Consider the following 24386-nt stretch of genomic DNA (forward strand, 5'->3'; position numbering starts at 1 on the left):
GCCGGAGGTTTGTGATGGCGAAGGTGCTGTACTCGGTGACGATGTCGGTGGACGGCTTCATCAGCGGGCCGGGTGGCGACATGCAGTGGATGCGGCCGTACCTCGGCCCGAACCGGGAGGTCGAGGAGCTCATCCCGCGGATCGGATCGTTGCTGATCGGCCGGCGATCCCACGACGGCGACGATCCACACAAGGGCGAGCAGGGCGAGGGCGAAGCGTTCGGCGGCGGCTGGGACGGGCCGATGTTCGTCGTCACCCACCGCCCACCGGCCACTCCGGAGGCTGGAGTGACGTATGTCGGGGAGTTCGCCAAGGCACTCGCGATGGCGAAGGACGCGGCCGGCGACAAGTACGTCAACGTGATCGGGGCGAACATCGCCAAGCAGTGCATCGAGGCGGGTGAGCTCGACGAGGTCCTGCTCTGCTACGCGCCGGTGATGCTCGGCGACGGCACCCGTCTGTTCGAGCACGCCGGCGGCCGGACCGTCCGCCTCGAGCGCCTGAGTCTGACGGAGAACCCGCTCGCCTCCAACCTCTGGCTGAAGGTCGTGAAGGACGGCTAGAAGTCGGCCGCGGTCGAGTGCATGACCGCGCGGACCTCCACCGAGCGCCCGGCCGTGTGCGCGTCGGGCAGGAGCTGCGCGAGCTCGACCGCGCGGGCCCGGTTCTCCACGTCGACCAGGTAGTAGGCATCGATCGGGGTCGCGCGGGCGCGGTCGGGAACGGTGACCGCCGACTGCGGATCGGCGAGCAGCTCGCCGCCGACCAGCTCGCCGGCCTCGGACGCGACGTCCTCGAACTCGTCGCGGCACAGGTCCCCACTGGTGTCGCCCTGCAGGATCAGTAGGAATTTCATCGGCGCCACTCCTCTCACTGACAAGACGGAGCCGCGGCCGCGGTTTTGACATCATTGCGGCATGTTCGTGCGAACAGAGCGGTTGGGACTGCGCCGTTTCACGACCGCCGACGCGGAGGCGTTCGCGGCGTACCGGTCGGTGCCCGAGGTGGCCCGCTACCAGTCGTGGGAAACGCCGGTGACCCTGCCGGCAGCGGTCGCGCTGGTGGCGGACTTCAGCGAGGGGGATCCGGCCGCGCCGGGCTGGTTCCAGTACGCGATCGACCTGGACGGCGTGCTGATCGGGGATCTCGGCCTCAACCTGCACGAGAACCTGATGCAGGCCGAGCTCGGGTTCACGGTGTCACCGGCGTACCAGCGCCAGGGGTATGCGACCGAGGCCGTGCGTGGGCTGCTCGACCACCTCTTCATCGACTGGGACCTGCACCGCGTTTCGGCGGAATGCGACGCCCGCAACACCGCGTCGGCTCGCTTGCTGGAGCGCGTCGGCTTCAAGCGGGAGGGACTCCGGTTGGCCAACAGCTGGTTCAAGGGCGAGTGGACCGACGACCTGCTGTTCGGTCTGCTCCGCAGGGACTACGTCGGCTGACTGCCTTGGCTGCCCATGCCCTCGCGGTGAGGCGGATCGAGCCGTCTGCCTCGATCGGCAGCCGGGCGCGCACGGCCTCGCGCAGTTCGTCCTGATCCGTCTCGGGCAAGCTGCGCAGATACGCCGGCGCGACCCCCTGCCCACCCAGGAACGGCTGCCAGTAGTCGTCGAACGAGGCAAACTCCGTCGGTACGACGATCTCGCGCGTCCCGACCGTGGTGAACCCTGCTTGGGTGAACAGGTCGTCCAGCCCTTCCGCCGTACAGAACGGGAAGCGGAGGCCCTCGTCGTGGTCGCGGTCCTGCGGCCGGACGTCGATCATCGCGTCCCAGAAGTGCTTCATGAGTTGCATGCCGTCGGCGTAGTCCCAGACGTAGACCGCGACCGTCGAGCCGATCTCGCGCATCCGGCGCAGCGCCTCGACGCGTTCCGGGATGAAGTTGAGCACCAGGCCGGCGACGACCGCGTCGTACGGGCCGTCCGGGAGCTCGGCCGCGGACCTGACCTCGAAGCTCGCCCGCTCGTCGTCGACGGTCTGCCGGGCGTAGCCGATGAAGCCTTCCGACGGATCGACACCGAGGACTGAGGCAGGATCCGCCGTCCGCAGGATCGTGCTGGTCAGGGCGCCGGTGCCGCAGCCGATGTCCAGCCAGCGCAGGCCGGCGGGCTGGTCGAGCCAGCCGAGGAACTCCTCGGCGACCAGCCGGCTCCACCGGCCCACGTACGACTCGTAGATGTCGCCAGTCGACCACTCGCTCATTCCCGCAGCGTAGGGCCTACTTGACGCCGGTAGGGAGCGTGACGCCGGTGAGCTGTTCGGCGGCGTGCCACAAGCGGGCGTTGGTTTCGGGGTCGAGGGCTCGCTTCGGTGGGTGCACGACGGTGGCCGGGCCGACGAGGCCGAGGCGGCCGGACGGGCCGTAGTACGCTCCTGGCTCGGCGTCCGGGCTGGTTGCCGCGACCAACAGTGGCTCGGTGCCGACCTCGACCCCCTGGCTCGGGAGCGGGCTCAGTCGGTAGCCGATCCGGTTGAGCAGTGACGGCTTGTCCCGGCCGAGTGCTGCGCCGGCGCTCTGCAGGTTGGTGCGGGTGAAGCCGGGGTGAGCGGCGGTGCTGAGCAGTGGCCAGCCGCGGTCGGCGGCGACCTTCGCGAGCTGGATGCTGAGCATCAGGTCGGCCAGCTTGGACTGCGAGTACGCCACCGTACGGCGGTAGCTGCGTTCCCACTGCAGGTCGTCGAAGTTGATCCGGCCGAAGTTCGCCGCGCCGCTGGCGTGGGTCGTGATCCGCGGCGCCGGCGCGGCCAGGACGAGCGGCAGCAGCCGGATCGTGAGCGCGAACGGGCCGAGGTAGTTGGAGCCGAACTGCAGCTCGAACCCGTCCTTCGTGGTCTGCCGGGTCGGCGGGTTCATCACGCCGGCGTTGTTGACCAGCAGGTCGAGGTGCGGCTCGTCGGCGCTCAGCTTCTCGGCGAACTCCTGGACCGAGGCCAGGTCGGCGAGGTCGATCCGCCGGACCTCGAGCTGGGCGTGCGGGTGCTCGGCGAGGATCTCGGCGCGGGCGGCCTCACCCTTTGCGACGGTGCGGACCGCCATCACCACACGGGCTCCGGCGGCGGCCAGGCGCTTGGCGGCCTCCTTGCCGGTGCCGCTGTTGGCGCCGGTGACGACCGCGAGCTTGCCGGTCTGGTCGGGTACGACGTACATGATGGTCTCCATAAAAGACTGGTGGTCTGTTATGGCTTCGACAGTAACAGACCGGCGGTCCGTTAACAACAGACCGCCGGTCTGTAGACTGTGAGGGTGACGACATTCCAGCGCGCCCGGAGTGCGGAGCAGCGGGAGGCCAGGCGCCGGGCGATCCTCGGCACGGCCGCCACGATGCTGACCGAGATGCCGGTCGCCGACCTGAGCCTGAACGAGCTGAGCCGCCGCGTCGGCCTGGCCAAGTCCAACGTGCTCAAGTACTTCGAGTCCCGCGAGGCCGTGCTGCTCGAGCTGTTCGGCACCGAGTTCGACGCCTGGATCGACGATCTCCGGACCGCGCTACGAGACGCCAAGGGCTCTCCGGCCCAGCGCAGTGAACAGTTGGTGGACGCTGTGGTCCGGACACTGGCAGCGCGGCCGGTCTTCTGCGATCTGATCAGCGCGCAGGCCGCCGTGCTGGAGCGGAACGTCTCGACCGACGTGGCGCTCAACTTCAAACGCCACGCCCTCCGCGGCTACGAAGGGCTGCTGATGATCGTCATCGCCGCCCTCCCGCAGCTCAGCGTCGAGAACGCGTCCCGCTTCGTCGCCACCGCGAGCATGCTGGCCGGCGCGATCTGGACCCACTCGCACCCGACTGCGGCGATCCAGGCCGCGTACGACGCCGATCCCACCCTGGCCGCGATCCGGCTGGACTTCGAGCCCAACCTCCGCGACGCCCTCCAGAGCCTCCTCTACGGCCTCCTCCCCCGCTGACCACCGCCCGCTGACCACCGCCCGCCGGCCGCCGGCCGGAAGAACAGGTCAGGGCAGGTAGTAGTTCGGGTTCGGGACCTTGAAGGTGCGGTCGGCATACCCGCCCTTGAGGTCGCTGTACTGGTCGCCGAAGTTGGCGACGATGTCGTACCCGAGCGACTCGATGTGGGCGCGGGTCGCCGACTTGTAGTGGATCGTGGTGCAGGACCCGTTCGGGTCGCTCGCGCACGCCGTCTTCAGGTAGTCGGGGTAGTCCGCGACCGCCGGCTTGGTGAACAGGCCGTCCTCACCGTTCGGCAACGTGGTCGGCTTCGGGAAGCCGGCGTCGACACCGACGCCGTCCGCGGTCAGGTTGCCCAGCGTCGCCTGCTCCTGCGCGGCGCCGCGCCCGGTCAGGAAGAAGATCGCGTACCCCTCCCGCTCAGCCGTCGTCACCAGGTCGACCATCCCCGGTACGGCGGGGAATTTCTGGTCCAGCACGTAGGTCGCGTTGGTCGCCGGGTTGTACGCCCAGTTGCTGGCGATCTCGTAGTTCCAGGTCGCCAGCGAGGTGTCGTCGACGTCCAGCAGGATGGCCTTGGTCTTCTTGGTGTGATGGGGTGCCGAGATCCATCGCGCGCCCGCGGCGGCGACGGCCTTCGCCTCCGTGGCGTAGTTGCTGTTCGCACCGAACGTGCCGGTGCCGAGCGGATCGCCGTAGTAGTTGCGCAACTGCTGGCGCAGCACGTCGATGTTGGTGACCTGTCGTTCGGTCCGCGGTGTCGACGTCTGGATGGCCGGCTGCTGGGACGCGACCCCGGCCGAGTACGCGACCCCGCCGACGACCGACGTGATCGCGACCGAGGCAACCCCGGTGAGCAGCAGGCGGCGCGACGGCAGCCGCACGGAACGGATGTTCATGGGTGACCTCTCCAGGAAAGAAAGCTTGCCGAAGCAAACTAACTCCATTGGTCACCGATATATCTGCCGAACGACCGAAGTTCAGGGGAATCCTGCGTCAGACCGGCTTGACGTAGCGGTGGCAGGGGACGGGGATCGGGCCGGAGTCGGTGCCGGCCGGGTAGTTGAAGGCGCCGGCGTCGGACCAGCCGCTGCGTTCGTAGAAGCGGCGGGCACGGGCGTTGCCGGTGGCGACCGCGAGCCAGGCCTCGGCGTGCCCGTTGGCCTTGACCTGCCGTTCGGCCTCGGCAAGCAGTACGGCGGCGATCCCGGAGCCCCGGTGGTCGCGGGACACGTACACCTGCTCGACCTCGTCCGCCACCACCATCACGAACCCCGCGACCTGGTCCCCCTCGACCGCGACCGTGGTGTCCGCGACCCGCTCGGCCGCCCGGGTCCAGAACGACTCCGTGGTCCGGATCGCGACCAGTTCCTCGGGCACGTGCCCGAGATGCCCGTCGCCCCACCCGGAGTACCAAATCGCAGCAACCGCGTCGGCGTCCCCTGCCTGAGCCGACCGAATCAAAGCCGTCATCCAGTCAGGGTAAGCACCAACGAGGCCCCAGCCGCCCCCAGAAACACGACAGCCAGCCCGGCGGCACCGGTGGCCGTCATGTCAGTCCACCCAGCTTGTCCGGGTTGGTGATCGCGTAGATGCCCGTTACGTGGTCGTCCTCGACGTCCAGCACGATCAGTGCGAACGGCGTGTCCCCCGACAGCACCAGCGCCGCTGGGTCGCCGTTGATGGTTCGGTAGTGGATGCCGAGGTCCGGCAGCGGGCGGCGAAGGCGGTCGCCGATGATCAGTGGGGCGATCCGGTCGCGACCGAGGATCGGGTGCAGCCCGGCTGCCCGGGCCTTGCCGCCGCCGTCGGCCCACAGGGTGACGTCGGGCGAGAGCACGTCCATCAGGGCGTTCAGATCCCCACCCGCAACCGCCTCGACGAACCGTCGCGTCACCTCGTGCTGCACCTGGGGATCCGCCGGGAACCGAGGCCGCCGCGCCTCCACGTGCTCCCGCGCCCGGTGCGCCAGCTGCCGGACCGCCGCCGGCGTCCGGTCCAGGATCTCGGCGACCTCGGTGTGCGCGTACCCGAAGACCTCGTACAGCACGAACACCGCCCGCTCCAACGGCGTCAGCGTCTCCAGTACGACGAGCACCGCGAGCGACACCGCCTCGGCCCGCTCCACCGGATCGACCGGCGTGACCACAGGCTCCGGCAGCCAAGGCCCGACGTACGCCTCCTTGCGCCGGTTGATCGTCGTACGGCGGGCCAGCGCCGAGTTGACCGCGATCCGCACCAGGTACGCGCGCGGGTTGTCCACCGCCGACCGGGTCGACTGCGCGGACCAGGCCAGCCAGCTCTCCTGCAGCACGTCCTCGGTGTCGGCGACCGACCCGAGGATGTTGTAGACCACCGAGAACAGCAACTCCCGATGCTGCAGAAACACCTCGGTGGCCGCGTCCGAACTCATCTCCTCGTGTGCTTTCACACCTCTATGAGTCCAGCGGGCCACCGATGTGTGACATCACTCCGGGTCGTAGGCCAGATTCGGGCGTAGCCAGCGCTCGACCTCGTCGACTGGCAGGCCCCGCCGTACGGCGTAGTCCTCGATCTGGTCGCGGCCGAGACGGCCGACGCTGAAGTAGCGGGAGGCCGGGTGCTGGAAGATCAGGCCGCTGACCGCCGCGGCCGGAGTCATGGCGAAGGACTCGGTCAGGCCGAGACCGATCTTCTCCGCCTCGAGCAGCTCGAACAGCTCCTTCTTCTCGGTGTGGTCCGGGCTCGCCGGGTACCCGAGCGCCGGCCGGATCCCGCGGAACCGCTCCGCGTGCAGGTCCTCGAGCACCGGCTCGGCGTCCGGCTCGAACCAGTCCCGCCGCGCCTCCAGGTGGATCCACTCGGCGAACGCCTCCGCCAGCCGGTCGGCCAGCGCCTTGACCATGATCGCCCGGTAGTCGTCGTTCTTTGCCTCGTACGACGCCGCCAGTGCCTCGGCGCCGTGGATCGCCACCCCGAAACCGCCGAGGTGGTCACCGGCAGGTGCGACGTAGTCGGCCAGGCACCGGTTGTGCCGGCCGGCCGGCTTCTCGGTCTGCTGCCGCAGCATCGGGAACGACACGTCCTGGCCGTCCAGGACGATGTCGTCACCTTCGCTGTGCGCCGGCCAGAACCCGTACGCGCCCTCGGCCGTAAAGGAGCCATTGGCAACGATCTCGTCGAGCAACGTGTTCGCGTCGTCGAAGAGCTCACGGGCGACCGGCTGGTCCAGGATGGCCGGGTACTTGCCCTTCAGCTCCCAGGCGAGGAAGAGGAACTGCCAGTCGACCATCGCGCGCAGCGTCTCGATCGACGGCGACACCTGCTTCAGCCCGGTGAACGCCGGCACCGGCGGTTCGGCGTGGTCGACAGGCTCGGCGTTCGCCCGCGCCGCCGCCAGCGACAGCAGGGGGCTGCGCTGCTTGTTCGCGTGCTGCTCGCGCAACCGCTCCTGCTCCGCAGCGTTGCTCCGGGCAAGCTCCTCGGCTCGCTCGTCGTCCAGCAGGTCCGACACCACCCCGACCACGCGCGACGCGTCCAGCACGTGCACGGTGGTCCGGTCGTAGGCCGGTGCGATCCGTACGGCGGTGTGCTGCTTCGACGTCGTCGCGCCGCCGATCAGCAGCGGGAGCTTGAGCCCGCGGCGCTGCATCTCGGTGGCGACGGCCACCATCTCGTCGAGGGACGGCGTGATCAGGCCGGACAGGCCGATCGCGTCGGCGCCCTCGGCGACCGCGGTGTCCAGGATCCTGGCCGCCGGCACCATCACGCCGAGGTCGATCACCTCGTAGTTGTTGCAGCCCAGGACCACGCCGACGATGTTCTTGCCGATGTCGTGCACGTCGCCCTTGACGGTGGCGAGCACGATCTTGCCCTGGCCGCGGACCATCTCGGCCCGACCCTCCAGCCGGGCCTGCTCCTTCTCGGCCTCCATGAACGGCTCCAGGTAGGCGACCGAGCGCTTCATCACCCGGGCGCTCTTCACCACTTGCGGCAGGAACATCTTGCCGGCGCCGAACAGGTCGCCGACGATCTTCATCCCGTCCATCAGCGGGCCCTCGATCACCTCGAGCGGCCGCGGCAGCTTCTGCCGGGCCTCCTCGGTGTCGTCCTCGATGAAGTCGACGATCCCGTGTACCAGCGCGTGCGACAGCCGCTCCTCGACCGTCCCCTCGCGCCAGGACAGGTCGACCTCGCGCTGCTTGCCGCGGCCGCTGACGGTCTCGGCATGCGCGACCAGCCGGTCGGTGGCGTCCTCCCGGCGGTCGAACAGCACGTCCTCGACCAGCTCGAGCAGCGTCGGCTCGATGTCCTCGTACACAGCGAGCTGACCGGCGTTGACGATGCCCATGTCCAGCCCGGCCTTGCCGGCGTGGAACAGGAACGCCGAGTGCATCGCCTCGCGCACCACGTCGTTGCCGCGGAACGAGAACGACAGGTTCGAGATACCACCGCTCACGTGCACGCCGGGGCAGCGTTCCTTGATCAGCGGCAACGCGTCGAGGAAAGCCTTCGCGTACCCGTTGTGCTCGGCGATACCGGTCGCGACGGCGAGCACGTTCGGGTCGAAGATGATGTCCTCGGGCGGGAAGCCGACCTTCTGGGTGAGCAGGTCGTAGGCCCGGGCGCAGATCTCCACCTTGCGCTCGGTGGTGTCGGCCTGGCCCTGCTCGTCGAAGGCCATCACCACCACGCCGGCGCCGTAGTCGCGGACCCGGCGGGCGTACTCGAGGAACTGCTCCTCGCCCTCCTTCAGGCTGATCGAGTTGACCACGCCCTTGCCCTGCACGCACTTCAGCCCGGTCTCCAGCACCGACCACTTCGAGCTGTCGATCATGATCGGGATTCGGGCCACCTCCGGCTCGGTCGCGATCAGGTTCAGGAACGTGGTCATCGCCTGCTCGCTGTCGAGTAGGTCCGCGTCCATGTTCACGTCCAGCAGGTTCGCGCCGCCGCGCACCTGCTCCAGCGCCACGTCCACCGCGGCCTGGTGGTCACCGGACTCGATCAGCCGCCGGAACCGCGCCGACCCGGTCACGTTGGTCCGCTCGCCGATCATCACGAACCCGGTGTCCGGCCCGATCCTGAACGGCTCCAGCCCGGAGAACCGCGTGGTCTCGTTCGGCGGTACGACGTTCCGCGGCGGCAGGCCGGCCACGTTCGCCGCGATCTGCTTGATGTGCGCGGGAGTCGTCCCGCAGCAGCCGCCGACGATGTTGACCAGCCCGGACTCGGCGAACTCCTGCAGCATCCCGGCCGTCTCGTCCGGCGTCTCGTCGTACCCGCCGAAGGCGTTCGGGAGACCGGCGTTGGGGTGGGAGGCGACGTAGGTGTCGGCGAAGCGGGCCAGGTCGGCCACGTGCGGGCGCATCTCGGCGGCGCCGAGGGAGCAGTTGACTCCGACGACCAGCGGCTTGGCGTGCTCGACCGAGCTCCAGAAGGCCTCGACGGTCTGGCCGGACAGGGTCCGGCCGCTCAGGTCGACGATCGTCACCGAGATCCACAGCGGGAGGTGCGGCGCGACCTCGCGGGCCGCCATGATCGCGGCCTTCACGTTCAGGGTGTCGAAGATGGTCTCGACCAGCAGCAGGTCCACGCCGCCCTCGGCGAGCGCGGCGATCTGCTCGGCGTACGCGGCCCGGACCTGCTCGAAGGTCACCGCCCGGTACGACGGATCCTCGACCCGCGGCGACAGCGACAGCGTCACGTTCAGCGGGCCGATCGAACCGGCCACGAATCGGCCGCCGAGCTCGTCGGCCGCCTGCCGGGCCAGCCGGGCGCCGGCGACGTTCATCTCGCGCACGTGGTCCTGCAGGCCGTAGTCGGCCTGGCCGATGCTGGTCGCGGTGAAGGTGTTCGTGGTGGTGATGTCCGCGCCGGCCGCGAGGTACTGCCGGTGGACGTCGAGGATCACGTCCGGCCGGGTCAGGTTGAGCAGGTCGGGGTCACCGGTGACGTCGTGGGTGTGGTCGCGGAAGCGGTCGCCCTGGTAGTCGGCCGGACCCAGTTTCGCGCCCTGCAGCATGGTGCCCCAGGCACCGTCCAGGATCGCAACCCGCTGATCCAGCAGCTCCCGTAGAGCGGTTTCGCTCATCTGCCGTCACCTCCAGAAAATCTCCGGAGGCGCCCTTGCAACAGATACCCCGGGTCGAGCGTGGCGGACCTGAGCGTCCGTTGCAGCGCCTCTCGACCTGGCTGCACCATGTTAGCGGCGTCACACCGCGTGAACAGGGGGCCTGCCCACTAAGTGAGACTGCTGTTCACTCAGTGGATGAGCGCCTGGAGGCCCGGGGCGAACAGGTCCGCGATGGTCTCCGGGTCGGCCGTCGTACTCGGGCCGGTCTTGTCGATCGACATCACCGCGCCGAGTCCGAGCAGTTGGGCGGTGATCAGCTCCGCCCGCAGCCGGGCGTCGTCGCCGCTGAGCCGGGCGGTGAATGCACTGGTCACCTGGTCGCGGAAGTGCTCCCGGATCAGCGCCCGTTCGTCGCCGCTGCCGGCCGCGAAGATCACCCGGACGAGCAGGTCGAGACCGTTCTCCCGGCGGTAGTTCACCAGCGTCAGCACGGCGTGCCGGCCGAGCTCCTCGTCGGGTGCGTCGAGCAGCAACTGCGAGGCCTCGCTGAAGTCCGCGACCTTTTCGAACAGCGCTTCCTTGCTGCCGAAGTGCTTGACGATCAGGGCCGCGCTGACGTTCGCGTCGGCGGCGATCCCGCGCAGCGTGACCGAGTGGTACGGCTGCAGCGCGAACGCCCGCCGAGCCGCCCGGAGAATCGTGATCCGCCCCGGGTCCGTCACGTCGTGCCCACCGGGCTCTCCAGGTGCACCGGCGCCTGCCGCCGGGCCGGGATCAGCAGCACCGCCCCGGCCGCGACCGCCGCGGCCAGCCCGGCGATCACGAAGACGATCAGGTACGCCGACAGCGCCGGCGCCACCAGGTCGTCCTTGGTGATCGTCACGTTGGTCAGCACCGTCACCACGATCGCGCTGCAGATCGCAGCCCCGATCGTGCGCATCAGCGTGTTCAGTCCGTTCGCCGCGGCCGTTTCGGTCACGGGCACAGCATGCATGATCAGGGCCGGAAGTGCCGAGTAGGCGACCGCGGTTCCGGCCGAGACGACGGTGGCGCCGACCACGATCCCGGCCAGGTTCTCGCTGGTGAACAACCGGACGACGTACCCGGCGGCCATCAGGACCGACGCGATCGCGAGGGTGAACCGCGGACCGCGGGCGGACGAGATCCGCGCGGACACCGGGGACAGCACGACCATCGCGAGACCGCCCGGCAGCAGGCACAGACCGCTGACCACGATCGACGCGCCGAGCCCGTACCCGGTCCACTTCGGCTCCTGCACCAACTGCGCGGTCGACAGCGAGTTGGCGTAGAACGAGAACCCGATCAGCAGCGCGGACAAGTTGGTGAACAGTACGGCGGGCCGCGCGGACACCCGCAGGTCGACGAGCGGGCTCCTGGTCCGGAGCTCGAACAAGCCCCACAACGGGAGGACGCCAGCGGCAGCGACGTACAGGCCGATGGTCGCCGTCGTGCCCCACGCGCTGCCCTTCGAGACCGCCAGCAGCAGGCAGACCAGGAACACGCTGAGGCCGAACGCTCCTGGGACGTCGAACCGGCCCCGGGTCCGCACCGCCGACTCGGGCACAATCAGCAGCACTAGCAGGATGTCCAGCAGGCCGATGCCGAAGTTGACCCAGAACATCGTGTGCCAGTTGGAGTACTGCACCACCAGCGTCGCTGCCGGGATGCCCAACGCCGCGCCGACGCCCAGCGTCGAGCTCATGATCGCGATCGACGGCAGCACCCGGCGCGGCTCGAGCTCGTCGCGCAGGATGCTGATCCCGAGCGGCACGACAGCCACCGCGGCCCCCTGGAACGCGCGGCCTACGATCAGCACAGCCAGGTCCGCACTGCTTGCGCAGAGCAACGACCCGATCACCATCGAGCCGAGCGCGACCAGCAGCACCCGGCGCTTGCCGTACATGTCGCCGGCCCGGCCGAGCAACGGCGTGAACACCGCGCCGGTGAGCAGCGTGACGGTGACCAGCCAGCTGACGTCGGCGGGCTCGCTGTGGGTGATCCGCGGCAGCTCCGGCAGCAGCGGCACGACGATCGTCTGGCTGATCGAGACCAGTACGCCGCAGAACGCGAGGGCGGCCAGTACGAGCCGCGGACGAGCGGGGCGGACGGTCGAGGGCTCACGCGGTGTCCTCACGATGGTGAACAGCTGTTTACTTTCGCCCCACCCTAAACCCGCGGTGCCGAAGTGGCCCATGGGATTGATCACAGACTGGCCCCCGGCCGCAGCACAGCGTTCGCCTAGCGTGGGGCGCCATGCGGATCTTTCTCGCCGGCGCGACCGGAGCGATCGGACGCCTGCTGGTGCCACTCCTGCTCGCCGAAGGTCACCAGGTCACCGTCGTGACCCGACGCGATCCATCCACGCTCGACGGCGTGACCGCCGTACGCGGGGACGTGTACGACGCCGCGCACCTGCGTGAGGTGGTCGCGGCCGCCCGGCCGGACGTGGTCATGCACCAACTGACCGACCTGGCATCCCGCGACTTCGCGGCGAACGGACGGCTCCGGCGAGTGGGCACCCGCAACCTCGTCGACGCCGCGCTGGCGGCAGGCGCCGACCGGGTGATCACGCAAAGCATCGCGTGGGCCTACGAGGGCGGCGACGAACCGGCCGACGAGTCGACACCGCTGGACCTGGCGAACCCGGACGACGGACGCCGGGGAATGGTCGAGGCCGTGGCGGAACTGGAGGCCATGACTGCCGAGGCACCGGAGTGGGTAGTGCTGCGGTACGGGATGTTCTACGGCCCCGGCACCTGGTTCACGAAGGGCGGGCTGATGGCGGACCTGGCCGCCGCCGGCAACCTTCCCACCGGCCCGGACATCACGAGCTTCCTGCACGTCGAGGACGCCGCGATCGCCGCCGTACGGGCTCTGCAGTGGCCGAGCGGGCCGGTCAACATCGTCGACGACGAACCGGCTCCTGCCTCGACCTGGGCGCCGGTCTTCGCGGAAGCCGTTGGTGCGCCGACTCCGGCACCCACAGACGGGATCCGACCTGGCTGGGCTCGCGGTGCGTCGAACGTTCACGCCCGCACGCAGCTAGCGTGGACGCCGAGCCAGCCGACGTGGCGTGAAGGCTTCGCGAGCTAGCAACAACGCGCAGGCGATCACACCGAGGACCACGGTCGCGAGACCTGAGACACCGAGCGTTCCACGCGGACCCAGCGCCGTGGTGAGTGGGCCGCCCAGCGCCGTACCGAGCGGGGCCGCAGTCAGGAGCACCGAACTCCGGGCAGCGAGTACGGCGGCCAGGTGCTGCGGCGGCGACTTCGCCTGGACCAGCGTCACCGACAGCGGGACGAACGGGCCGTAGATCGCACCGCCGAGCATGAAGCAGATGACGGTCACCGCGATCGGAACGTCGAAGGCGAACGGCACGAGCAACAGACCCCAGAGCACAACGATGGCCACTGTCACCGGCCAGAGCGGGAGTTGGCGCAGCGCCCCGATGGTGAGGCCGCCGAGGACCGCGCCGATGCCGAACAGCATCCAGTAGAGGCCGAGCAGCGTGCCCGGCGCGTTCAGGTCGTTGGTCACGTGCAGCGGCAGGGCGACCTCGACCGGCCCGTAGAGGAAGTTGAAGAACCAGGTCAGCGCCAGCAGGCCCAGCAGTTCGGGATGCGAACGAATGAAGGCCAATCCACCGCGGGCGGCCGGCTCCTCCGGATCATCCGCGACCGGCTGCGAGTCCGGCATGCGAGTGGTCACCACGATCAGCGCCAGGAACAACCAGGACAACGCGTCCAAACCGATCACCAGGGCAGAGCTGACGTAGGTCACGAGCACGCCGGCGACGGCCGGCCCGGCGATCGTGGCCGCAAAGTTGATCGAGCTGACAAGAGTGTTGGCCGCCAGGCGATGCTCCTCGGGCAACAACTCGGCCATCAGCGTGTACATGCCCGCGCTCCCCCACGCGTGCAGCAACGACGACCCCGCAAGCACGACGACGAGCAGCGCAGGTGTCAGCACTCCGGCGAACCAGGCGAGAGGTATGACGACGAGGAAGACGCCACGTACGACGGTGTCGGCGAGCAGCACCCGCTTGGCCGGCAGCCGGCGAAGGCGGCGGCCGAACACCAGCGCGCCGACAACACCAGGCAAGGTGTACGCCGCCACCGCGCCGCCGACCCACAGCCCTTCGGACGCTTCCGGCGCAAGCTCGATCGCGAGCCAGGCCACCGCGACGAAGCTCATCCCGTCACCCAGGAACGAGACCGCGAAACCGAGGATGAGCCGCCGGAGCACCCGGTGGGCAAGCACCGGGCGGTACGCGGCGGGGACGAGGCGTCGGAGGACCATGACACTCACGCTAAGCGCGGTGCGCTGGCCTGGGCTTCTTGATTCCTGACAGAAGACAGCGATCGGGCCCGGCCGCCTCGTGGGGGGATGGAGGAGGCGCCGGGCCCGACCAGTCGGTCCGCTTCAGCGGGGGGTAGCGCTGGGGTCAGCGGACCGGGCCTGTGATGAGTTCGATGGTTGCCTTGTGCTGCTGTCCGTTCTGGTCGACCCAGCCGACCTCGACCTTGTCGCCGGGGTGGTGCCGGTTCAGCAGGGTCGAGAGCGTGTCGGGCGACTCGACGGTCTCGCCGGCGAAGGAGGTGATCACGTCACCGGCGGTGATACCGGCCTCGTCGGCCTTGCCGTTGGCGAGTACGTCGCCGACCACGGCGCCGGTGGTGTCCGCGTCCGGGACCACCGAGACTCCGAGCATCGCCGACTCGCCGATGTGCACGGTGTCGGACGCCTTGCCGTCCTGGATCTGGTCGGCGATCTCCATCGCCTCGTTGATCGGGATCGCGAAGCCCTGCGTGGTGCTCTGACCCGACCCGTTCGAACCGCCGTTGCCGTTGCCCGATCCGTCGCCGTTGCCTGATCCGTTGCCGTCGCCGAAGGGGTTGCCGTACCCGTTCCCGTCGCCGAGGCCGTTGCCGCCGAACGGTCCGTTGCCGGGGTCGCCGTACCCGTTGCCGTCTGCGGTCGTGGTCGTCGTGCCACCGGCCGACGCCAGGGTCGCGGTCGCCGCGGTGGCGGTGCTCGCGGCCGCCTGTCCCGGCCGGCCGGCGCCGCCGTTGTTGCCGCCCGAGCCGGCCGTGTCGACGCCGATCACCTCGCCGGCCGTGTTCGCCAGCGGTCCGCCCGAGTCACCGGCCTGGATGTTGGCGTCAGTCTGGATCATGCCGGTCAGGTGCTCCGGGTCCTGCCCGTTCTCGTCGGTCGCGGTGATCGACTGGTTCAGCGCGGTCACGGTGCCCGGCGCGTAGCTCGGCGTACCGCCGTCACCGCCGGCGTTGCCGATCCCGACCACCTGGTCGCCGACCTTGACCTTGTCCGAGTCGCCGATCTTGGCGGTCTGCAGCCCGGAGGCGTCCTTCAGCTTCAGTACGGCGACGTCGTGGTCCTCGTCGTACCCGACCACGCTCGCGGTGTACGTCTTCCCGTTGCCGATGTCGGTCACCGAGATCGACGTCGCGCCCTCGATCACGTGGTGGTTGGTCAGCACCTCACCGTCGGAGCTGAGCACGATGCCGGTCCCGGCGGCGCGGGCGTTCTCGTAGCCGAGCACCGTGTTGACGTCGACCAGCCCGGGCGACACCTTCGCCGCGACCGCGGCCGGGTCCAGCTGCTGCTGGGAGAGCTGCGACGAGTTGGCCACACGCTGATCGATGCCCCAGGCAACCGATCCGGCGACCAGTGCAGCGGCGAGACCGATGGCCCCGGCGCCGAGCAGCCGGCGGCCCCGCTTCCTCGGCGGGCGCTGCTGCGGAGGGCCGTAATAGCCCGGGTAGTAAGGCATTCCGGCGTACGGCTGCGGGCCACCCTGCTGCGGACCGCCGTAGTACGGACCACCCTGGTACGGAACAGACTGCTGCGGACCCGTCGGCGGCCAGTACCCCGGCTGCTGCCCCGCCCCACCCTGTCCTTGCCCCTGCTGTCCCGCGTTCTCGTTCATGTCCCGGTGCCCTCCTCGGCCAGTTCCCTCTGCCTTCGAGTAGAGCGCGCCGAACTGAGAACTCCTTCTGGCCAACCGATGAGTTCCCTGAGAATCACGAGTGGCCTGCGCCACACTCACCTAGGACAGGAGTCGCTGGACGGCTTCGACGACGGCGGCGCGGCGGGCGGCTCGGTCGGGTGCGGAGGCGCCGTACTCGGGGTTCATCGAGGACCAGCTGGTGGCGATCGCCTGGAGCAGGGCGAGCAGCTCGGCAGGAGTGAAATTCCCCGGTACGACGCCAGATCGCTGGGCCCGGTCGAGGTCGCCGAGGCGGCTCTTGTTGACCGCGACGATCGCCTCCAGCGCGCTGCCCTCGGGGCGCTCGAGGCGGTACCAGACGTTCAGCCGCTGGTGCTCGGGGTGCTCCTCGAAGTAGTCGAAGACGCGGCCGGCGTACCCGGGCAGGTCGGTGGTGTCGAACCCGACCTCGGCCAGGTAGGTGTCGACGGCGACGGTGTAGACGGCGTCGAACAGGCCGTCCTTGCTACCGAAGTACGCGTACAGCATCGCCTTGTTGCAGCCGGCCACCTCGGCGATCCGGTTCACCCGCGCGCCGGCGATCCCGCGAGCGGCGAACTCCTCGGTGGCGGCGGCCAGGATCCGGCCCCTGGTCCGGTCGGCGTTCCTCTGCATGTTTCTCAGCTTACCCGGGAATACAACCAACCAGTTGGTTGGTTAGCACTCACATGACCAAAACTTGGCTGATCACAGGCAGTTCCCGCGGGCTGGGCCGCGCCCTCACCGAGGCGGTTCTGGCCGCCGGCGACCGGGTCGTCGCGACCGCCCGCAAACCCGAGCAACTCAAAGACCTCGTCGACCAGTACGGCGACCAGGTCCGCGCGATCGCGTTGGACGTGACGGACGCGGCCGCCGCGCGCGCCGCCGTACAGACCGCTCTCGACGAGTTCGGCGGCCTCGACGTGGTCGCGAACAACGCGGGCTATGCGAACAGCGCCGCGATCGAGCAGACCACCGACAAGGACTTCCGGGCCCAGCTGGAGACGAACCTGTTCGGGCTCGTCAACGTCACCAAGGCCGCGCTGCCGGTCTTCCGGCAGCAGCGCAGCGGCCACTTCCTGCAGTTCTCGTCGATCGGCGGCCGGGCCGGCGGCACCCCGGGCATGGGCGCCTACCAGACCGCGAAGTACGCGGTCGAAGGGTTCTCGCAGGTGCTGAGCAACGAGGTCGCGCCGTTCGGGATGAAGGTGACGATCGTCGAGCCGGGTGCGTTCCGGACCGACTGGGGCGGCTCGTCGATGACGCTGGCGCCGGTCGACCCCGACTACGACTCGACCGTCGGCGCGATGAACCGCTACCGGCTGGAGACCGACGGCACCCAGCCCGGCGACCCGGCCAAGGCGGCCCGGGCGATCGTCGACATCGTCGCGCTCGACACCCCGCCGCTGCGGCTGCTGCTCGGAAAGGACGCCCTGCAGCACGCCGACCAGGCCTCCCGCTCGCGCGCCGAAGAAGCCGCCGCCTGGGCGCACGTCAGCGCATCCACGGATTACTGATCAGGGGTTGTCGGCGAGGAAGTCGTCGATCAGCGCGTTGACCTCGGCCGGTGACTCGAGCGCGGCAAGGTGCGCGGACTGCTCGAGTACGACGAAGCGCGCGCCGGGAATCGCGTCCGCCATCTCCTCGGTCTCCGCGACCGGGAAGGTGGCGTCTTCGGCGCCCGCGACGACCAGCACCGGCGTCCGGATCTGCGCAAACAGCTTGCGCTGATCCGGACGCCGCGGGACCACGCTCGTGACCGCGTGCCGGCCGGAGGTGATGTCCACCCGCCGGACCGAATCGTTGACTGCAGCAACGACCGCGGGCTTCTCCTGCTTGGCGGTCGGGCCGAGGAACGCGTCGATCACCGGCCGGACCAGCGGCCCGCGGACGCCTCCGATGAGCTGGGCGGATCGAGTCAGCACGCCGTACTCGACCTTCTGCCGCAGGCCCGCCGGTGAGGCGGTCGCGTTCATCAGTACGGCGACGCCGATCCGGTCGGGATGGAGCGCGGCGAAGGTGCCGCCGATCATGCCGCCCCACCTGTTGCCGACCAGATGGGCCTTGCCGACGCCGAGGTCGTCGAGGATCTTAGTGATCACCTCGGCGCACTGCTCGAAGCTGAACGGTCCGGTCAGCGGTGTGCTGTCACCGTGGCCGGGTGGGTCGACCAGGATCACCTGGAACCGGTCGGCGAAGTGCGCCGCCTGCCCGGACCACAGCGTCCCGTCCATCATCAGACTCGGCCAGAACACCATCGCCGGCCCTGATCCGCCGACCCGCAACCGGATCCGGCCCAGCACCGTGTCGACGTACCGATCCTGCAAGCCGTCGAGAGACATGACCGAACGCTACCCGCCGGACGGCAGCGCCGCGGTCAGGCGAGCGGTCAAAGTCTGGATCTCGGTGATCAGCTCGGGCGGCGACTCGACTTCGAAGGGGTAGCCGAGGAGACCGATGTAGAGGATGAGCTCGGTAAGGGAGTTGGCGCCGGTGTCCACCTGGGTCGTGTCCGCGGCCAGCGGCGTGAGGGTGGCGACGCTCGGCGACAGGCGGTCGGCGAGTTGCTCGGCCGGGGCGTCGACGCGGAAACGGGCCTGGTAGCGGTAGCCGCCGGAGGCCACACCGCGGGCGGTGAGGTCCGGATCGGGGACCTCGCGGGGTGCGAAGCGTGGGCCGGTCGGGATCCGCGGCTCCATCCGGTCGAGGCGGAAGGTCCGCCAGTCCTCGCGCTCGACGTCCCAGGCGACCAGGTACCACCGGCGTCCGGTATGCAGGAGGCGATGCGGCTCCGTCGTACGGACGCTCGACGTACCGTCATGGCTTCGATAGTCGAAGCGCAACCGCTGCCGATCGCGCGAGGCCGCGGCCACCGCGAGTAGGACGTCCGGCTGCACGACCGCCGCTCCGGACGGCGTCACATCGACTGACTGGAGCAGGCTGATGCGATGACGCAGCCGGGACGGCAGGACCTGCTCGAGCTTGGTCAGCGCCCGGACCGACGACTCCTCGATGCCCGCCACGTTCCCGGTCGCGGCCGCGCGCAGGCCGATCGCGACCGCGACCGCCTCGTCGTCGTCCAAGAGCAGCGGCGGCAGCGCCGTACCCGAGCCGAGCCGGTAGCCGGCCACCCCGGGTACGGCGTCCACCGGGTAGCCGAGGTTGCGCAGCTTGTCGACGTCGCGGCGAACGGTCCGCACGTCGACCCCGAGCTCGATCGCGAGCGCTGCGCCGCTCCACTCGCGAGGGAGCTGCAACAGGGACAGCAGCTTGAGCAGCCGGGCCGAAGTTTCGAGCATGTCCTGATTCTGTCAGCCAGCTAGGACCGGAACTGTCCTAACCGGCTGACAGAGTCGAGACATGATCAAGCCATTCCGCATCGACATCCCGCAGAGCACCCTCGACGACCTGGCCGCCCGGCTGCGCAACACCCGGCTGCCGGCCCCGCTCCCCGGCGACGACTGGGACACCGGTGTGCCGGTCTCCTGGCTGAGCGGCCTGGTCGACTACTGGCGCGACGAGTACGACTGGCGCCAGGCCGAGGCCGAGCTCAACGCGTACCCGCAGTTCACGACCGAGATCGACGGCCAACTGATCCACTTCCTGCACGTGAAGTCGCCCGAGCCGGACGCGCTGCCGCTAGTCCTGACGCACGGCTGGCCGGGCTCGATCGTGGAGTTCCTCGACCTGATCGGACCGCTGACCGACCCGGTCGCGCACGGCGGCGAAGCCCAGGACGCCTTCCACCTCGTGATCCCGTCGCTGCCCGGGTTCGGCTTCTCCGGCCCGGTCAGCAAGGGCGGCTGGACGCGGGCCCGGACCGGGCAGGCCTGGGCCGAGTTGATGGAGCAGCTGGGCTACGAGCGGTACGGCGTCCAGGGCGGCGACATCGGCGGCGCGGTATCACCCGAGGTGGCCCGGGCCGCGAAGGACAAGGTGGTCGGCGTACACACCAACGGCGGACCCAACCTGCCGACGTTCCCGCTCAGCGACGAGGAGCTGAAGAGCCTCACCCCGCTGGAGCAGGACCGGATCCGCCGGATCGGCGAGTTCATGCAGAAGGAGTTCGGCTATATCGCCATCCAGTCGACCCGGCCGCAGGCCCTCGCCTACGGACTGACGGACTCACCGGTCGGGCAGCTCGCCTGGATCATGGACAAGTTCCGGGCCTGGACCTACCCGATGGAGACGCTGCCCGAGGAGATCATCAGCAAGGACCGGCTGCTCACCAACGTGATGATCTACTGGCTGACCGGCACGGCGGGATCGGCGGCGTACGTCGGTTACGCGCAGGAGCAGGCGTGGGGCGAGACCCGCGAGTACTCGGGTGTCCCGACGGCCGCGCTGGTCCTGGCCCACGACGTCGCGATCCGCCGGTACTCCGAGAAGGACAACAACATCACCCGTTGGACCGACGTCGACCGCGGCGGCCACTTCGCCGCCCTCGAGGTCCCCGACCTGCTGCTCGCCGACGTCCGCGAGTTCTTCCGCACCCTGCGCTGACGGTCAGCGGCGCGGTGGGACCCGGGTCCGGGTCAGGTCGGATGCTACGACGAGGTCGCCGGAGAACTCCTCGGCGGCTTCGTCGTGGAAGGCCTGCGGGTCGAGGTAGCGCTGGGAGAAGTGGGTGAGGACGAGCTTGCGGACCCCGCACTCCTGAGCCACCCGGGCGGCCTGCCGAGTGGTCAGGTGACCGAACCGGCGGGCCAGGGTCGACTCCGTGGACAGGTAGGTGGACTCGATCACGAGCAGGTCGGCGCCGTCGGCGAGTTTGAGCACGTTGTCGCAGAGCCGCGTGTCCATCACGAACGCGAACCGCTGACCGGGCCGCGGCTCGCTGACCTGCTCGATCGTGACCTTCCGCCCGTCCACGTCGATCGATCCGGTCTCCTGCAGCCGGCTGATCGCCGGGCCGGCCACGCCGTACTCCGCGAGCTTGTCGGGGAGCATGCGGCGGCCGTCCGGCTCGATCAGCTGGTAGCCGAAGGACTCGATCGGGTGCTCCAGGCGGCGGGCCCACAGCTGCCCGAACGGCCCGACCGACAGCAGGCCGTCCTCCTCGACGGGCTCCTCCAGCAACTCGGCTCGCTCGTAGAACGAAGCGGCGTACCGAAGGCGGGTGAAGTACGTCTGGCCCGACGCCGGGTAGTGCGCCCGGACCGGATGCGGTACGTCGTCCAGCGATAGCCGCTGCACGATGCCGGGCACGCCGAGACAGTGGTCGCCGTGGAAGTGCGTCACGCAGAGCCGGGTGATCGCGCCGGCCGGGACCCCGGCGTACAGCATCTGGCGTTGCGTGCCCTCACCCGGGTCGAAGAGGAACCCGTCGGTGTCCCAGCGCAGGAAGTAGCCGTTCTGCGTGCGTTCCCGCGACGGCACCTGGCTTCCGGTGCCCAGCACAACCAGTTCGCGCACGCGCCAACAGTAGCTAACCGAGCGCCTTCTGGAACGCGGTTAAAAACTGCTCGACCTCGGCGGACTCCCAGATCAGCGGTGGGCGGATCTTCAGCACGCCTCCGCCGGGACCGGTGGTTCCGATGAGTACGCCGTACTCCCGCAACCGTTCGGCGAAGTCGGCCGCGTCGGGCAGCTCGACTCCGACCATGAGGCCTTGGCCGCGGACATTCGGGACGAGAGCCTCCAGGCCGGCGCGGAGCTCGGCGCCGACCTGGCCGGAGCGCTGCACCAGGCCGGTCTGCTCGATCACGTCGAGCACGGTCAGGGCCGCGACGCACGACACCGGGTTGCCGCCGAAGGTGCTGAAGTACTCGTCCACCTCGACGAACGCTTCCGCGATCTCCCGGCGGGTGATCAGCGCCGCGACCGGGTGACCGTTGCCCATCGGCTTGCCGAGCGTGACGAAGTCCGGTGTCAGCCCGAAGTCCTGGAACCGCCAGAGATTGCGTCCACCACGACCGAAGCCGGCCTGCACCTCGTCCGCCAGGAACAACCCACCGGACGCCTGCGCCTCGTCCTGCAACCCGCGCATGAACGAGTCGGCCGGCGTCAGGATCCCCGCGCTGCTGAACACGGTGTCGACCGCGAGCAAGGCAAGGTCGTGCCCGGCACGCTGCAGATCCGCTCGCGCCGCCCGGACGCGCTGCACGGCCGCAGGACCGTCGTCGGTGACCTGGCGGGGTGCTTCGAAAATCGCAACATGCGGCGGGCGGGCTTCCGGCGGGTACGTGTTGGTCGAGAAGGCCGCGGTTGCCTCGCTGACCCCGTGGTAGGAGAGGTCGGCAACGATCGCACCGCCCCGCCCGGTCACCACGCGTGCCATCCGCCACGCCAGGTCGTTGGCCTCGCTGCCGGAGTTGGCGAACACGCACGTGTCCAGCCCGTCCGGCATCGACGCCGTCAACCGCTCGGCCAGCTCGACCACGTTGGCATGCAGGTACCGCGAGTTCAGATTGAGTACGGCGGCCTGCCGCGAGATCGCCTGTACGACGGCCGGATGGGCGTGCCCGACCACGGGAACGTTGTTGTAGGCATCGAGATACCGGCGACCGTCCGCCGTGTGGATCCATGCGCCGGCCGCCCGGACGACCTGCAGCGGTGAGCGGTAGAACAGTGGCGACAGCTGACCGCCTAGCGCGGTTTGCCGCCGTACCAGCAAGGTCGGATCGGCTGCTTGGGCGGAGCGGACGCGCTTGGTCCCGCAGAGGCTGTGGAAGCGGGCGGCGAGGTCACCCGCCGGTACGTCGGTGAGTTCGTCGAGGATGCGCCAGCTGCCCGCGACCAGACTGGTCAGGTACTCCTCGTTGTCCGGGTAGAGCGGCGCGCGCCAGGCCGAGATCAGGACACTCGCGGCGGAGCGGGCCAGGACGAGCTCGCCGATGAGCTCGACCTCAGCGGGCTCGAGCGGCAGCACTCGCTGGTAGCCGTCGAGGAACCGGCCAGCGTCCCGCCAGAGGTCGTCGGACTCACGCAGCAGCGACGTCAGGCTGATCGCGAGCTCCGCGATGCGAGCCGTGTGGTGCATGTCGCCGAAGTCGATCACACCGGTGATGCCGCCGTCCCGCAGCAGCACGTTGCTCAATGTCACATCACCGTGCAGCACGAACCCGGGCAGCTCCCGCGCCGCCGCGTCGAGGCCTTCGAAGCGGTCGAGCAGGCGATGCATCGGGACCCGGCGCGTGTCGTCCGGCAGCCGGTCGGCGTACGGCCGCAAGGTGGTCACGATGCGCGGGTCCCAGTCGAGCCGCCGGTACGCCGCCGGATGCCCGAAGCCCTGCAGTGCACGCGTCAGCCGCGCGCTCACCGACCCGAACTCGGCGCCGAACCACTCGGGCAGCGCCATCAGGTCGGCGACCTCACCGGGCATCACCGTCATCACGCGGACCAGATGCGTTCGCCCGTCCGCGGCCTCGACGGTCACCGCCGAACGGCCGTCGAGGCTGGTCAGCACGCGCGGAATCGGCAGGTCGGGATCGACCTGCTCGACGTGCTGCATCGCGGCGTTCTCCATCGCGATCTGCTGCGGGTCGTCGCCGGTGTTCGACACCTTGACGACGAGCCGCCGGCCGTCGGCGGCGTGCGCGAGGAAGTTCCGGTCCCGTTCGCTGCGCAGGTCCGACACCTCGGCGTCGATCCCGTACTCCGACTGCAGCAACCGCGTCGCGGCGGCCACCCCGACCTCGGGTGGGTCCTCCTGCATGCTCGGCGTCCGGTCCGGCGTGGTCTGCACAGCAACTCCTTCGCTCACGGCACCCGGAACCCGAGTGGTGTCGCATCCCCGATGTAGTCGAACCCACGGATCGCGCGGTCATGCCCTGGATACACGACATCCGCCAGCTTGGCGACCCGCTCGACCGACGCATCCGCCTGCTCCCGGTCGTACGGCCGACCGGACGCTTTGCGGGACCGCAAGACAGCAAGCGTCGGTACGGCGTCCGCCGCGAGCACAGTGCCGTCGGACACGAGCAGGCCGATCGAGCCGGGGGTGTGCCCGGGGAGTTCGATCACCGTGACGCCGGGTATCACCTCGTCGCCTTCACCGGTCTCGCGGAGTTTCAGACCGGACAGGATCGCGTTGGCCCAGGGCGGCGTACCGAAGTCGGTGGCTGGTGGGTCGGCTAGGTTGCGCAGCTCGGCGGGGTGGATGAGGACCTCGGCGTCGCGGAAGAGGTCGGCGTTCTGGAGGTGGTCCCAGTGGCCGTGCGAGACGACGATCTTGGTGATGTCGGCCGGCTCCAGGCCGCGATCCTTCAAGGCGGTCAGCAGGATGCGGCGTCGGCCGACGTGACCGAAGTCGAACAGCACGCGCTCGTCACCGCTCTCGACGAGCAGCACCGAGCAGAAGGCCGGGTTGCCCTGGTCCGAGGTCAGGGAGTAGCCGTTGAGCAGGGGGATGACCGAGGGCATGCAGTCTCCGGGTGAGTGGTGCAGCAGTGCCCCGCGGAGTTATGAG

23 protein-coding genes and 1 riboswitch are annotated in these 24386 nt (G+C 69.6%); of the genes, 6 read left to right on the forward strand and 17 right to left on the reverse strand.

The annotated features are described in order from the left end of the window. The first annotated feature begins 14 nt into the window (after nt 1-14). Nucleotides 15-563, forward strand: a complete 549-nt coding sequence (locus ACIBGM_RS23030) for a dihydrofolate reductase family protein (RefSeq protein WP_396386715.1) — start codon at nt 15-17, stop codon at nt 561-563. Here ACIBGM_RS23030 and ACIBGM_RS23035 read toward each other — a convergent pair. Beyond that, the gene (locus ACIBGM_RS23035) at nt 560-856 is read right to left on the reverse strand and encodes a hypothetical protein (protein ID WP_396386716.1); all 297 of its coding nucleotides are present in this window, start codon (nt 854-856) and stop codon (nt 560-562) included. The two genes, ACIBGM_RS23030 and ACIBGM_RS23035, sit on opposite strands and share 4 nt — an antisense overlap. A gap of 61 nt (nt 857-917) precedes the next feature. On the opposite strand from ACIBGM_RS23035, the gene ACIBGM_RS23040 reads away from it, so the two are divergent. Next, nucleotides 918-1445 carry a GNAT family N-acetyltransferase gene (locus ACIBGM_RS23040; RefSeq protein ID WP_396386717.1) on the forward strand — a complete coding sequence of 176 codons (528 nt, stop codon included), beginning with the start codon at nt 918-920 and terminating at the stop codon, nt 1443-1445. Here ACIBGM_RS23040 and ACIBGM_RS23045 read toward each other — a convergent pair. Continuing rightward, nucleotides 1384-2205, reverse strand: coding sequence for a class I SAM-dependent methyltransferase (locus ACIBGM_RS23045; RefSeq protein WP_396386718.1), 822 nt, complete (start codon nt 2203-2205; stop codon nt 1384-1386). The two genes, ACIBGM_RS23040 and ACIBGM_RS23045, sit on opposite strands and share 62 nt — an antisense overlap. A gap of 16 nt (nt 2206-2221) precedes the next feature. Further along, nucleotides 2222-3163, reverse strand: a complete 942-nt coding sequence (locus tag ACIBGM_RS23050; protein WP_396386719.1) for an SDR family oxidoreductase — start codon at nt 3161-3163, stop codon at nt 2222-2224. Between the two features lie 84 nt (nt 3164-3247). Here ACIBGM_RS23050 and ACIBGM_RS23055 point away from each other — a divergent pair, with 84 nt between their 5' ends. Continuing rightward, nucleotides 3248-3907: a TetR/AcrR family transcriptional regulator gene (locus ACIBGM_RS23055; protein ID WP_396386720.1), complete on the forward strand. Its 660-nt coding sequence runs from the start codon at nt 3248-3250 to the stop codon at nt 3905-3907. 48 nt (nt 3908-3955) lie between these two features. Here ACIBGM_RS23055 and ACIBGM_RS23060 read toward each other — a convergent pair whose 3' ends face one another. The 6 genes from ACIBGM_RS23060 to ACIBGM_RS23085 all read right to left on the reverse strand — a co-directional run bounded on the left by ACIBGM_RS23060 (nt 3956) and on the right by ACIBGM_RS23085 (nt 12118). Continuing rightward, nucleotides 3956-4807: an HAD family acid phosphatase gene (locus ACIBGM_RS23060; protein WP_396386721.1), complete on the reverse strand. Its 852-nt coding sequence runs from the start codon at nt 4805-4807 to the stop codon at nt 3956-3958. A 97-nt stretch (nt 4808-4904) separates the two neighbouring features. After that, complete coding sequence (locus ACIBGM_RS23065; RefSeq protein WP_396386722.1) at nt 4905-5381, reverse strand: GNAT family N-acetyltransferase; 477 nt, start codon at nt 5379-5381, stop codon at nt 4905-4907. Between the two features lie 76 nt (nt 5382-5457). After that, nucleotides 5458-6321, reverse strand: coding sequence for an RNA polymerase sigma factor SigJ (gene sigJ / locus ACIBGM_RS23070; protein ID WP_396386723.1), 864 nt, complete (start codon nt 6319-6321; stop codon nt 5458-5460). A 54-nt stretch (nt 6322-6375) separates the two neighbouring features. Continuing rightward, nucleotides 6376-9981, reverse strand: a complete 3606-nt coding sequence (gene metH, locus ACIBGM_RS23075) for a methionine synthase (RefSeq protein ID WP_396386724.1) — start codon at nt 9979-9981, stop codon at nt 6376-6378. A 20-nt stretch (nt 9982-10001) separates the two neighbouring features. Further along, nucleotides 10002-10081: riboswitch (S-adenosyl-L-homocysteine riboswitch) on the reverse strand. 70 nt (nt 10082-10151) lie between these two features. Then, nucleotides 10152-10685 carry a TetR family transcriptional regulator gene (locus tag ACIBGM_RS23080; RefSeq protein WP_396386725.1) on the reverse strand — a complete coding sequence of 178 codons (534 nt, stop codon included), beginning with the start codon at nt 10683-10685 and terminating at the stop codon, nt 10152-10154. Next, the gene (locus ACIBGM_RS23085; RefSeq protein ID WP_396386726.1) at nt 10682-12118 is read right to left on the reverse strand and encodes an MFS transporter; all 1437 of its coding nucleotides are present in this window, start codon (nt 12116-12118) and stop codon (nt 10682-10684) included. The genes ACIBGM_RS23080 and ACIBGM_RS23085 overlap by 4 nt, the downstream gene beginning before the upstream one ends. A gap of 119 nt (nt 12119-12237) precedes the next feature. On the opposite strand from ACIBGM_RS23085, the gene ACIBGM_RS23090 reads away from it, so the two are divergent. Then, complete coding sequence (locus tag ACIBGM_RS23090; protein ID WP_396386727.1) at nt 12238-13077, forward strand: NAD-dependent epimerase/dehydratase family protein; 840 nt, start codon at nt 12238-12240, stop codon at nt 13075-13077. Here the strand turns inward: ACIBGM_RS23090 and ACIBGM_RS23095 are convergent. From ACIBGM_RS23095 to ACIBGM_RS23105, 3 genes are all read right to left on the reverse strand, one after another. After that, a complete protein-coding gene (locus ACIBGM_RS23095) occupies nt 13027-14286 on the reverse strand; it encodes an MFS transporter (RefSeq protein ID WP_396386728.1) in 1260 nt (419 codons plus the stop codon). The two genes, ACIBGM_RS23090 and ACIBGM_RS23095, sit on opposite strands and share 51 nt — an antisense overlap. A 145-nt stretch (nt 14287-14431) precedes the next feature. Next, nucleotides 14432-15937 carry a trypsin-like peptidase domain-containing protein gene (locus ACIBGM_RS23100; protein ID WP_360532673.1) on the reverse strand — a complete coding sequence of 502 codons (1506 nt, stop codon included), beginning with the start codon at nt 15935-15937 and terminating at the stop codon, nt 14432-14434. 120 nt (nt 15938-16057) lie between these two features. Continuing rightward, on the reverse strand, nt 16058-16612 hold the full coding sequence (locus tag ACIBGM_RS23105; protein WP_360532676.1) for a TetR family transcriptional regulator: 555 nt from the start codon (nt 16610-16612) through the stop codon (nt 16058-16060). A 53-nt stretch (nt 16613-16665) separates the two neighbouring features. Here ACIBGM_RS23105 and ACIBGM_RS23110 point away from each other — a divergent pair, with 53 nt between their 5' ends. Then, on the forward strand, nt 16666-17493 hold the full coding sequence (locus ACIBGM_RS23110) for an oxidoreductase (RefSeq protein ID WP_360532679.1): 828 nt from the start codon (nt 16666-16668) through the stop codon (nt 17491-17493). On the opposite strand, the gene ACIBGM_RS23115 is transcribed toward ACIBGM_RS23110, so the two are convergent. Both ACIBGM_RS23115 and ACIBGM_RS23120 read right to left on the reverse strand, forming a co-directional pair. After that, nucleotides 17494-18318 (reverse strand): alpha/beta fold hydrolase, encoded by an 825-nt coding sequence (locus ACIBGM_RS23115; RefSeq protein WP_396386729.1) that lies wholly within the window; start codon nt 18316-18318, stop codon nt 17494-17496. Nucleotides 18319-18327: 9 nt separating this feature from the next. After that, nucleotides 18328-19275 carry a helix-turn-helix transcriptional regulator gene (locus ACIBGM_RS23120; RefSeq protein ID WP_396386730.1) on the reverse strand — a complete coding sequence of 316 codons (948 nt, stop codon included), beginning with the start codon at nt 19273-19275 and terminating at the stop codon, nt 18328-18330. Nucleotides 19276-19336: 61 nt separating this feature from the next. On the opposite strand from ACIBGM_RS23120, the gene ACIBGM_RS23125 reads away from it, so the two are divergent. After that, a complete protein-coding gene (locus tag ACIBGM_RS23125) occupies nt 19337-20479 on the forward strand; it encodes an epoxide hydrolase family protein (RefSeq protein WP_360532691.1) in 1143 nt (380 codons plus the stop codon). A 3-nt stretch (nt 20480-20482) separates the two neighbouring features. Here the strand turns inward: ACIBGM_RS23125 and ACIBGM_RS23130 are convergent, their stop codons facing one another. The 3 genes from ACIBGM_RS23130 to ACIBGM_RS23140 are packed head-to-tail and all read right to left on the reverse strand — an operon-like array spanning nt 20483 to nt 24340. Then, complete coding sequence (locus ACIBGM_RS23130) at nt 20483-21391, reverse strand: ribonuclease Z (RefSeq protein ID WP_360532694.1); 909 nt, start codon at nt 21389-21391, stop codon at nt 20483-20485. A gap of 13 nt (nt 21392-21404) precedes the next feature. Continuing rightward, nucleotides 21405-23663 carry an aminotransferase class III-fold pyridoxal phosphate-dependent enzyme gene (locus tag ACIBGM_RS23135; protein WP_396386731.1) on the reverse strand — a complete coding sequence of 753 codons (2259 nt, stop codon included), beginning with the start codon at nt 23661-23663 and terminating at the stop codon, nt 21405-21407. Between the two features lie 14 nt (nt 23664-23677). Beyond that, nucleotides 23678-24340, reverse strand: coding sequence for an MBL fold metallo-hydrolase (locus tag ACIBGM_RS23140; protein WP_360532700.1), 663 nt, complete (start codon nt 24338-24340; stop codon nt 23678-23680). Nucleotides 24341-24386 lie beyond the last annotated feature (46 nt).

Source organism: Kribbella sp. NPDC050470 (assembly GCF_044458365.1).
In the GTDB taxonomy this organism is placed as follows: domain Bacteria; phylum Actinomycetota; class Actinomycetes; order Propionibacteriales; family Kribbellaceae; genus Kribbella.

What these genes read in the sequence shown, in the direction of transcription:
- ACIBGM_RS23065 (WP_396386722.1), bottom strand. Translation starts at nt 5,381, where the DNA reads ATGACGGCTTTGATTCGGTCGGCTCAGGCAGGGGACGCCGACGCGGTT.
- ACIBGM_RS23040 (WP_396386717.1), top strand. Translation starts at nt 918, where the DNA reads ATGTTCGTGCGAACAGAGCGGTTGGGACTGCGCCGTTTCACGACCGCC.
- ACIBGM_RS23035 (WP_396386716.1), bottom strand. Translation starts at nt 856, where the DNA reads ATGAAATTCCTACTGATCCTGCAGGGCGACACCAGTGGGGACCTGTGC.
- ACIBGM_RS23090 (WP_396386727.1), top strand. Translation starts at nt 12,238, where the DNA reads ATGCGGATCTTTCTCGCCGGCGCGACCGGAGCGATCGGACGCCTGCTG.
- ACIBGM_RS23120 (WP_396386730.1), bottom strand. Translation starts at nt 19,275, where the DNA reads ATGCTCGAAACTTCGGCCCGGCTGCTCAAGCTGCTGTCCCTGTTGCAG.
- ACIBGM_RS23140 (WP_360532700.1), bottom strand. Translation starts at nt 24,340, where the DNA reads ATGCCCTCGGTCATCCCCCTGCTCAACGGCTACTCCCTGACCTCGGAC.
- ACIBGM_RS23100 (WP_360532673.1), bottom strand. Translation starts at nt 15,937, where the DNA reads ATGAACGAGAACGCGGGACAGCAGGGGCAAGGACAGGGTGGGGCGGGG.
- ACIBGM_RS23045 (WP_396386718.1), bottom strand. Translation starts at nt 2,205, where the DNA reads ATGAGCGAGTGGTCGACTGGCGACATCTACGAGTCGTACGTGGGCCGG.
- ACIBGM_RS23030 (WP_396386715.1), top strand. Translation starts at nt 15, where the DNA reads ATGGCGAAGGTGCTGTACTCGGTGACGATGTCGGTGGACGGCTTCATC.
- ACIBGM_RS23105 (WP_360532676.1), bottom strand. Translation starts at nt 16,612, where the DNA reads ATGCAGAGGAACGCCGACCGGACCAGGGGCCGGATCCTGGCCGCCGCC.
- sigJ (WP_396386723.1), bottom strand. Translation starts at nt 6,321, where the DNA reads ATGAGTTCGGACGCGGCCACCGAGGTGTTTCTGCAGCATCGGGAGTTG.
- ACIBGM_RS23060 (WP_396386721.1), bottom strand. Translation starts at nt 4,807, where the DNA reads ATGAACATCCGTTCCGTGCGGCTGCCGTCGCGCCGCCTGCTGCTCACC.
- ACIBGM_RS23110 (WP_360532679.1), top strand. Translation starts at nt 16,666, where the DNA reads ATGACCAAAACTTGGCTGATCACAGGCAGTTCCCGCGGGCTGGGCCGC.
- ACIBGM_RS23125 (WP_360532691.1), top strand. Translation starts at nt 19,337, where the DNA reads ATGATCAAGCCATTCCGCATCGACATCCCGCAGAGCACCCTCGACGAC.
- ACIBGM_RS23095 (WP_396386728.1), bottom strand. Translation starts at nt 14,286, where the DNA reads ATGGTCCTCCGACGCCTCGTCCCCGCCGCGTACCGCCCGGTGCTTGCC.
- ACIBGM_RS23050 (WP_396386719.1), bottom strand. Translation starts at nt 3,163, where the DNA reads ATGGAGACCATCATGTACGTCGTACCCGACCAGACCGGCAAGCTCGCG.
- ACIBGM_RS23115 (WP_396386729.1), bottom strand. Translation starts at nt 18,318, where the DNA reads ATGTCTCTCGACGGCTTGCAGGATCGGTACGTCGACACGGTGCTGGGC.
- metH (WP_396386724.1), bottom strand. Translation starts at nt 9,981, where the DNA reads ATGAGCGAAACCGCTCTACGGGAGCTGCTGGATCAGCGGGTTGCGATC.